The sequence below is a fragment of the Salinivirga sp. genome, assembly GCF_035268865.1.
In the GTDB taxonomy this organism is placed as follows: Bacteria; Bacteroidota; Bacteroidia; order Bacteroidales; family Salinivirgaceae; genus Salinivirga.
Map to the genome: position 1 here is coordinate 1 of NZ_DATFKB010000196.1, position 8,485 is coordinate 8,485.

Here is an 8,485-nt window from a genome sequence, read left to right on the forward strand (position 1 = left end):
TTGAACTCAAAATGGGTCAGGTTGTAATTAATGCCTGCGGCATAGCTCAAATTGTCAAATTGTTTGTTCAATTTGGCAGCCCTTTCCAGGTAAACAAAGGTTGTATCATCATTTTCACTTACAATCGGTGTGGTGAACCAATCCCGGTAAGATTGCGTGTTGAGCCAGCCAAGGTCATATCGAATGCCGGCATGGGCAATGAATTGTTCATTGACCCGCCATTTATCATATACAAACAAACCACTTGTAAATTGGTCGTAAGCCGGAATAATGAAATTCCATCCGCCAATCTCATTTTGCTGATAATTGGATTGAATCCCAATTTTAATCTGATGTTCCCCGGCCTTTAAATTATCCGATACATTAAGAGTAGCTGTATGCTTATTAAACCAACGCTCTCTTGTTTCAGGAATACCCAGTTGGACAGGCAAACTGTCAGGCATAAAACCATGATTTGTATAAGGCCCATGCTCTTTCCGAAGGTTATTTTGCCAACCTGCATTAAGTTCAAAATGGTGTTTTTGTTTGTGAACCGATAACAGGTAATAAGCCTTCAAATGCTGCACTTGTTGATAGGGCAATTGAATATCCCTGGCGCTTTTATCATGCAGTTTTTTATCCACCTGCCTTGGTTCCAAACCATGGGCATTGGCAAAAAAACCAGATTTTGCATGATAAACACTAAGGTTGATAGTCGATTGCAAACTGTCGGATTTAATTCCAAAAGTGGTGTTTATGCTACCTTCTTGTCCGGCCGTATTTCTCATACGTTTATTTTTCAGTTCAACCGGAAAGTTGTAAACATTCACCACATTGGTCGGTACCTTATAGTCACCATAGTCAGCCCAGCTTAACCGGGCATTGAAGTAGTGCTTTTCATTCCTGCCAAATAAATTAAGCGAACTGCCGATTTTATTATTGATACTTTCACCCAATAGATTTACATCACCACCAAAAGTGTTTTTCGATGGCACAAACGAGTTCTTGAGGTTGATTACACCGCCAATGGCATCGGAACCGTACATTAATGAAGCAGCACCTTTAATGACTTCAGCCTCGGAAATACTGTGCTGATTGATTTCCAGCCCATGGTCAGCTCCCCATTGCTGGGCTTCATGCTTGATACCATTTTCAGCTACCACTACGCGGTTGAAGCTCAGCCCGCGCAATACGGGCTTGGACAGGCCGGCACCCACGTCCATAGAAGAAACACCGGGCAACCTCCTTAAAGATTGCATTAAACTACCACCCAGGTTCTGCTCGAGAAACTGATGATTGACAATCTCTATGTTTTGAGCCTCTTGGCGACGCTTCTCGTTTGCATGGTGATCTACCACAACTACTTCCTGTAAATGCTCAACAGCAGGATTGAATTGTAGCGTAACATGCAAATCTTTGTTTAACTCAATTTGCTTTTCAATATCTTCGCAGCCAATAAAAGATGACATAAGGGTATAGTTCCCGGCAGGTATCTGCATAAAACGGAATAATCCTTCGGAGTTACTTAAACCGTGTTTTTCTATCGGTTGTAACTTTACAATAACTCCGGTTAAAGGGTTTCCTTCCTGATCAAGCACTTTTCCACTTACCTCATAATGTTGACTGGAAATATTATTCGACAGCAGGATAAAAATCGCTGCGATAAATAAATTTCTCATGCCACACTTTTAGACAATTAATAGTTTGATTAAATATCGAAACTACAATAGTGGTGGCGCCCGAAGTTGTTTCTGGGTTCCGGAGAAAGAATTTATGAATGTTGGATAGTAATCACTATTGGTGACGGGTCGAATATCTGGCTTGGGTGTTGAATAATATATTTCGGGTTTATCGGAGATGGCAAATTCGTAGTCAACAACGGGACAAACATCTATTGTTTGTTTAATTTGAAAATCTCCAAAGGGCTCATCATCGTGGTCGCATTCATGATGATGATTTTGGTGGCTGAAATGTTGATGGGCTTGATTTCCCGGTAAGTGATATTCTAAAACATGCAAAAAGCGGTATTGCATTGGCAATACAAATACCAAAACCAAAAGGATTGCTAAATATTTTTTGTTTGAACTATGCACCTGTTTCTTCTATTTTTCAATGGCTATATGGAGCTTACCATCATAAAATCACAATTCCCTGACAAAACAAAGGTAAAAATGTTTACGCTAAGTTCCCCTTAAACCGATATGTAAATCTAAAACTTATCCAATAACAGCAATTTCAAAATTAATTTATAACCGATCAATGAGCTGTTAATGAATGTTTTACAAAAAACGATAAAAATTAATTTTCGGGTTATTTTCGTAAAGTTATTAATTAACGTAAAAAACATCATATCAACGAGTTACTTAATCATATCAACTTCTGGTAAGCAATTGACCTCCCCACTTTTTTCTTGATAAAAAAGTGGGGCAAAAAATCAAGATCAAATTACGCTTCACCCCGCTCTGTTCAATAAATTAAATGACAAATAAAAGCTGGACAAGCCTCTTTTATGTCATTTATATTGATTGAACATTCACTCCAACGCTGGCTCGCCAATTTGATCAGGCCACCCCGCTTTGGGCTTTGTCGTTGATGAAGTGGATAACAGTTGCTTTTCCAGCCGCATGAAGAAAAATGCGTTAAGAAAATCTGCTTGTTATGGCGTCAAAGTTTGCGATGTTTGAGCTCCGATTTTTCAGAAAAAATCGGAGTGAGTTCGTAAACTTTAGCCATAACGAGTAGATTTTTAGCATTTTTCTGTAAGCGGCGGGTTTTTTTTTGGTTATCTTTTTTTTGACCTGTAGCAAAAAAAAGTAACAGCAATTTGTAATACAGTTAATATTTTTATTTGAATCACCTTGTAACTATTTGATTTAAAGCCCATTATGCAAAACAGTATGAAAGCACCCGGAGAAACCGGGTTCACAGTCTCATAATTTTATTATGTTTGAGGATTCGTAATTTTTTAAAAGCGGACAGGGTGACTCACCTTTCCATAAGTCCGCTTTGCTTCTGCTAAAGTATTAGTAATCTGGCTCCAATAATGAAGTATTATATAAAGATGATTTTTTCTTACTATATTCGTTGCTCAAATTGTGATTTATGCAAAGAAACAAAATACTCGTAACCGGTGGTACAGGCTATATCGGTTCGCATACAGTTGTGGAACTCCAGGAAGCCGGGTTTGAGGTGGTGATTGTAGATAATCTCTCGAACTCTGAAGCAGAGGTTGTAGAGCGCATTGGGAAAATTACCGGAACAGCGCCCAAATTTTACAAGGCAGACATGACAGTCAAAGAGGAGGTTGCTGCAGTATTTGAGCAGGAATCACCTTTTGCGGCAGCTATTCATTTTGCCGCCTACAAAGCTGTGGGCGAATCAGTGGAAAAGCCGCTGATGTATTACGAGAATAACCTTAATTCGCTAATGAACCTGTTGTGGTTTGCGGACCAACATAAGATGCAAAACCTCGTGTTCTCAAGTTCATGCACGGTTTACGGGCAACCGGACCAACTTCCCGTAACCGAGCAAACACCGGTGATAAAACCTGAGGCGCCATATGGCAACACAAAACGCATCAGTGAAGAAATCATCCAGGACTTTACAATTGTTCAGGAAAATTTTTCGGGCATTGCCCTTCGTTATTTCAATCCCATTGGTGCACATCCGTCAGCACTGATTGGCGAATTGCCCAGGGGTGTGCCCAATAACCTTGTCCCATTTGTAACACAAACAGCAGCTGGACTACGCGAACAGCTAAAAGTTTTTGGCAACGATTACAATACCCCGGACGGGACCTGCATTCGCGATTACATCAATGTAGTAGATCTGGCAAAGGCTCATGTGGCAGCCATCAAACGTCAACTGACCGGAAAAACCAAAAACAATTACGAAGTTTTTAATCTTGGCACAGGCACAGGCGCCTCGGTACTCGATGTGGTTAAGGGATTTGAAAGCGCCACAGGCGTAAAACTTAATTATGCCATGGCGCCCCGTCGTCCCGGTGATGTGGAGCAAATTTATGCCAATGCATCAAACGCTGAAAATGAACTGAACTGGAAAGCCGAAAAAACACTGGAAGAAACACTGGCTTCGGCATGGGAATGGGAGAAAAAATTACGGAATATACAATAACTCAAAATAAATAATTTACTTTGAGATTCTATAAGCAAAAAAATAGGTTGAATACAAAATAAAACCCAATGAAAAAAACAATTCTTATAACCGGCGGAGCAGGATTTATCGGATCGCATGTGGTGCGCCGTTTCGTAAATAAATATCCTGACTATACCATCGTAAACATGGATGTGCTCACCTATGCCGGCAACCTTGAAAACCTTAAGGACATTGACGATAAGCCCAATTATATTTTTGAAAAAGCCGACATCACCGACGAAAAAGCAGTAAACGCCCTGTTCGAAAAATATAAATTTGACGGAGTGGTTCATCTTGCTGCCGAATCACATGTAGATCGTTCTATAGAAGACCCAATGGCCTTTATCCGCACAAATGTTTTTGGAACTGTTGCGCTACTCAATGCAGCCCGCGCAGCCTGGAAAGACAATATGGAAGGCAAACTGTTTTATCACATTTCTACAGACGAAGTCTATGGTTCGCTTGGCAACACGGGATTATTTACCGAAACCACAGCTTATGACCCTAAAAGCCCGTATTCGGCAGCCAAAGCAAGTTCAGATCATTTTGTACGGGCCTATCACAACACTTACAACCTACCCATAGTCATCACAAATTGCTCAAATAACTATGGTCCAAATCAATTCCCTGAAAAACTAATTCCGCTGGCGTTCAACAACATTAAAAACATGAAACAGATTCCCATTTACGGGAAAGGTGAAAATATTCGCGATTGGCTCTATGTAGAAGACCACGCGGCAGCAATCGACCTTGTTTTTCACAAGGGAAAAAATGGCGAAACATACAATATTGGTGGTAAAAACGAATGGACCAACATCGACCTGATCCGGGAACTTTGTAGCATAATGGACAAAAAATTAAACCGTGAGCCAGGAACATCTGCCTCATTAATTACGTTTGTAAAAGACAGGGCGGGTCATGATAAACGCTATGCAATTGACTCCGATAAAATAGAAAAGGAACTGGGCTGGGAACCTTCACTGCAATTCAGCGAAGGGCTTGAAAAAACCGTAGATTGGTACATGGCCAATGAAAATTGGCTCAAGCATGTAATTTCAGGCGATTACCAGGCCTATTACGACAAAATGTATAAAGACCGATAAAAATGTTCGGAATATTCGGGCACAAGAAAAAACTGGCAGACCTCGGGCAGGTGGGAATCGATATGCATTCTCATCTCATCCCTGGTATTGATGATGGTGTGAATGACATGGATGAAAGCCTAAGATCAATAAGGCTTTTACACAATGCAGGCTATACCCATCTTATTACCACACCACACATCATGAGCGATTATTTTCCGAATAGCCCCGAAACCATAATCAGCGGACTTAAACAAGTGCGCGAGGCTGTAAAAAAGGAAGGAATACCAGTAAAAATTGACGCAGCAGCAGAATATTACCTGGATTATCCCTTTTTTGAAAATTTTGATAAAACAAAACACCTTGCCATCAATGACCGGTTTCTGCTTTTTGAATTATCATTCCTAAATCCGCCCGAAATATTAAACGAAATTATTTTCCGCATACAAACTGCCGGTTACATACCAGTATTGGCTCACCCCGAGCGCTACAGCTACTGGTTTCGCAACTTCGACCAATTCTACAAACTCAAAGACCGGGGTGTTTGGTTGCAACTTAATATAAACTCCTTTGCAGATGAATATGGTGTACCTACGCGCAAACTGGCTGAAAAAATGATCAAAGCAGATATTGTAGATCTGTTAGGATCAGATTTTCACCGGCCACAGCACATTGACAGTATGCAGAAAGCGCTGGGTAATAAACACCTTGGTAAACTGATCAATTCAGGCAAGCTACGTAATGCAGAGCTGATCAGCTAAAACCAGCTTACATAAAATCGTAACATCAACTATTTACATCTGAATTTGTTATAAACAATAACACCCGCTTACGTTGTTGTAAATGTGGATTTTAAAGCCAGCAGAATACCAAACCTGATTATGGCCTAAATTCCGTAACACTAAAAAAACGTTTTATGCTTAGATATCTATTTTGGTTAAGTATTACCATCGTATTTCTGTCTTGCAACAAACAGGTTCAAACAGAACCGAAGAAAACAGTAAATCGCGACTTAACAGAAATTAAAAACTCAGACACATTAAAAGCCATGGTTACTTATAGTGCCACAAGCTATTTTTTATACCGCGGGCAACCCATGGGTTATGAATATGAGCTATTAAAACGGTTAGGTAAACAATTAGATGTAAACATTGAGATCAAGGTTACGCAAAACCTGAACAACATGCTCGAAGCATTGAACAATGGTGAAGTAGATATAGTTGCCCATGGCCTTGCTGTTACCTCAGAAAGGAAGCAAAAAGTTTCTTTTACCGATTACCTTTACCTTACCCAACAGGTGCTCGTGCAGAAAAAACCCGATAACTGGCGGCAATTATCATGGGCCGAAACGCAAAAATCGCTCATTCACGACGCCATTGAACTCATTGGCGACACTGTTGCTGTGAGGGCAAACTCATCATACCTTAAGCGACTGCAGAACCTTTCTAAAGAAATTGGAGGGAAAATACACATCGACACTTTGAATGGCAACCTCTCTACGGATGAAATAATACAAATGGTGGTAGATGGAAAAATCAAATACACCATTGCAGATAAAAATCTGGCGCAAATTAATGCCTCCTATTATCCGGTATTAAACATTGATGTACCTGTAAGTTTCTCGCAACGCATAGCCTGGGCAGTACGAGACAACTCTCCCGAACTGCTTGATTCTGTGAATAAATGGATAAAACACGAGCGAAAAGATGCAGTTTATTACGTCATTTACAACAAATATTTCAAAAACAAGAGAGACTTCAGGCGCCGCATTAAAAGCGACTTCTACAGCCTAAATAAAAATCAAATCAGCCAATACGACCCAATTATAAAACGCAATGCAGAAAACTTAAATTGGGATTGGCGGCTTTTAGCATCATTAATTTACCAGGAAAGCCGCTTTAAACCCTCAGCAAAATCGTGGGCAGGTGCTAAAGGATTGATGCAAATGATGCCAGCTACTGCAAAAGAGATGGGTGTGAAAAACAGATCAAATCCGGAAGATAATATCAGGGGAGGCACAAAGTACTTAAAGCATCTTTACAATAATTTTGATGAAATAGAAGACACTGTTCAACGCATAAAGTTTGCAATGGCATCTTATAATTGCGGTTACATGCATGTGAGAGATGCACAGCGGCTGGCTGAAGAAAACAGCCTTGATAAGCATCTGTGGACGAATAATGTAGACTCCATGATACTTGCTCTAAGTTACCCGAAAAACTACAATAAAGATTTTATCAGGTACGGATATGTTAGAGGAATAGAGCCATTTAAATATGTTAATCAGATTTTTGAAAGGTTTGAACATTATAAAAAATTCATCACTTTAATAGAATGACCTTAAAATATATTTTAACACTGACCATTATATAAAAAAATACAGTAAATTTCAGACAGCTTTTTACAGCTAACAGCTACAACTAACAAAGATACAAACAACTGAAAATGAAAGTAATTGAACACACATGGATTCCCATGTCCGATGGCGTACGTCTGTCGGCAAAAATCTGGATCCCCGATGGCGCAGAGCAAACTCCCGTACCTGCAATTTTGGAGTACATACCCTACCGCAAAAGAGATTTTAAAGCGGTTCGGGATGAAGAGACATACACTTTTTATGCGCAGCATGGATACGCTGGTGTACGCGTCGACCTCCGCGGCAGCGGTGAGTCAGAAGGTATTTTACGAGACGAATATTTGCAACAAGAGCTCGATGATGGACTGGCAATATTAAGCTGGATTGCAGCGCAGGATTGGTGCAACGGTAACGTAGGCATAATCGGGATATCATGGGGAGGATTTAATGGCCTGCAACTGGCAGCGCTTCAGCCACCAGAATTGAAGGCTGTTGTCTCTGTAGCCTCATCAGACGACCGCTACCAGGATGATGTGCATTATATGGGTGGAAATTTACTTACTGACAATTTAAGCTGGGCATCTACCATGTTTGCATACAACTCCTGTCCGCCTGACCCTGAGCTGGTAGGCGAAAAATGGTACGACATGTGGATGGAGCGCCTCGAAGGAAGTGGTTTGTGGCTCAAAAAATGGCTGGAGCATCAACGGTACGATGATTATTGGCGTCATGCCTCGGTTATGTGCAATTATGATAAAATTAAGGCCCCGGCTTACGTGGTAAGTGGCTGGGCTGATGGGTACTCGAACACCATTTTCAGATTGCTCGAAAACCTGAAAATTCCCACGAAAGGTCTGGTCGGCCCCTGGGGACACAAATATCCGCACCACGGTAGTCCCGGACCTAAAATTAA

7 protein-coding genes are annotated in these 8,485 nt (G+C 40.7%); 5 read left to right on the plus strand and 2 right to left on the minus strand.

The features are described 5' to 3' along the window. Together VJ937_RS11850 and VJ937_RS11855 are read right to left on the minus strand one after the other, a co-directional pair. The coding region (locus VJ937_RS11850; RefSeq protein WP_324067365.1) for a TonB-dependent receptor plug domain-containing protein at nucleotides 1–1,658 on the minus strand (1,658 nt) is incomplete at its 3' end. Between the two features lie 42 nt (nucleotides 1,659–1,700). Further along, entirely contained in the window at nucleotides 1,701–2,012 is a 312-nt protein-coding gene (locus VJ937_RS11855) for a hypothetical protein (protein ID WP_324067367.1), read from the minus strand. A gap of 1,069 nt (nucleotides 2,013–3,081) precedes the next feature. Between VJ937_RS11855 and galE the strand changes: the two genes are divergently transcribed. The 5 genes from galE to VJ937_RS11880 form a co-directional block, all read left to right on the plus strand. Further along, entirely contained in the window at nucleotides 3,082–4,113 is a 1,032-nt protein-coding gene (galE, locus tag VJ937_RS11860) for a UDP-glucose 4-epimerase GalE (protein WP_324067369.1), read from the plus strand. 68 nt (nucleotides 4,114–4,181) lie between these two features. Then, complete coding sequence (gene rfbB, locus VJ937_RS11865) at nucleotides 4,182–5,237, plus strand: dTDP-glucose 4,6-dehydratase (protein ID WP_324067370.1); 1,056 nt, start codon at nucleotides 4,182–4,184, stop codon at nucleotides 5,235–5,237. Nucleotides 5,238–5,239: 2 nt separating this feature from the next. Continuing rightward, entirely contained in the window at nucleotides 5,240–5,977 is a 738-nt protein-coding gene (locus tag VJ937_RS11870) for a tyrosine-protein phosphatase (RefSeq protein WP_324067372.1), read from the plus strand. A 155-nt stretch (nucleotides 5,978–6,132) separates the two neighbouring features. Then, entirely contained in the window at nucleotides 6,133–7,554 is a 1,422-nt protein-coding gene (locus VJ937_RS11875; RefSeq protein WP_324067374.1) for a transglycosylase SLT domain-containing protein, read from the plus strand. Nucleotides 7,555–7,661: 107 nt separating this feature from the next. Beyond that, nucleotides 7,662–8,485: CocE/NonD family hydrolase (locus VJ937_RS11880; RefSeq protein WP_324067376.1), on the plus strand; the 824-nt coding region annotated here is incomplete at its 3' end.

What these genes read in the sequence shown, in the direction of transcription:
- galE (WP_324067369.1), top strand. Translation starts at nt 3,082, where the DNA reads ATGCAAAGAAACAAAATACTCGTAACCGGTGGTACAGGCTATATCGGT.
- VJ937_RS11870 (WP_324067372.1), top strand. Translation starts at nt 5,240, where the DNA reads ATGTTCGGAATATTCGGGCACAAGAAAAAACTGGCAGACCTCGGGCAG.
- VJ937_RS11875 (WP_324067374.1), top strand. Translation starts at nt 6,133, where the DNA reads ATGCTTAGATATCTATTTTGGTTAAGTATTACCATCGTATTTCTGTCT.
- rfbB (WP_324067370.1), top strand. Translation starts at nt 4,182, where the DNA reads ATGAAAAAAACAATTCTTATAACCGGCGGAGCAGGATTTATCGGATCG.
- VJ937_RS11855 (WP_324067367.1), bottom strand. Translation starts at nt 2,012, where the DNA reads ATGCAATACCGCTTTTTGCATGTTTTAGAATATCACTTACCGGGAAAT.